The following is a 629-nucleotide window of genomic DNA, read 5'->3' as shown; positions in this document are numbered from 1 at the left end:
CTCCTTTTGCTTTCCTTTTTTTTTCTTCTTTTTCTTCTTTTCTCCCCTCCATTCTTTCCTTTTTTTTTTCTTTCCCTTCTCTATTTCCTCCCCCCTGCTCTCTCTGTTCTTCTTTTCCTCTCTTCCTCTCTTCCTTTTCTCCCTTCCGCTCTTTCCCTCTCTTCTCTCGCTCTCCATTCTTTGTGACTCTTGTGTCCTTCCGCGTCCCTCTTTTTTTTTGTCCCGCTTTTGTTACCTTTTTCGTCCGTTTTCTCCCTTTTCTCCCTCCGTATCTACTCCTTCCTCTTCCTCCGCCTTCGCTCTCCCTGTTTTTCCTTCCCCGGCTTTTGCCTCTTTCTTTCTGTCTTTTGCCCTTTTCTTTCCTGCCCCTCTTCCTCTTGCCGTCGCTCCTTTCTTCCTCTCTCTTTCCCCCTACTACCATCAGCGTAACCTTCCCCACCGCTTTCTCGCGCACCTTGTCGTTGATCTTCTCGTTTCGCACGTCTATCTCGTCACGACTCCCGGCCCCCTTGAGCTGCCGCCTCACCTCCTCTGCATACCCTTCCGCTTCCCTCACGTTCTTGGCCACCACTACCTCTCTCCTCGCCCGCTACTTCTCCCTCTTCCCGTTCTTTCTTCCCCTCACCCTT

The 629-nt window shown here is 50.9% G+C and carries 1 protein-coding gene; it reads right to left on the bottom strand.

Annotated features, from left to right (window positions below):
* Nucleotides 1–571: His/Gly/Thr/Pro-type tRNA ligase C-terminal domain-containing protein (locus WH87_RS08320; protein ID WP_046173236.1), on the bottom strand; the 571-nt coding region annotated here is incomplete at its 3' end.
* Between the last annotated feature and the right edge of the window lie 58 nt (nt 572–629).

The sequence above is a fragment of the Devosia epidermidihirudinis genome, from assembly GCF_000971295.1.
GTDB lineage: Bacteria > Pseudomonadota > Alphaproteobacteria > Rhizobiales > Devosiaceae > Devosia > Devosia epidermidihirudinis.
This window is presented reverse-complemented; position numbering and strand designations above follow the sequence as displayed.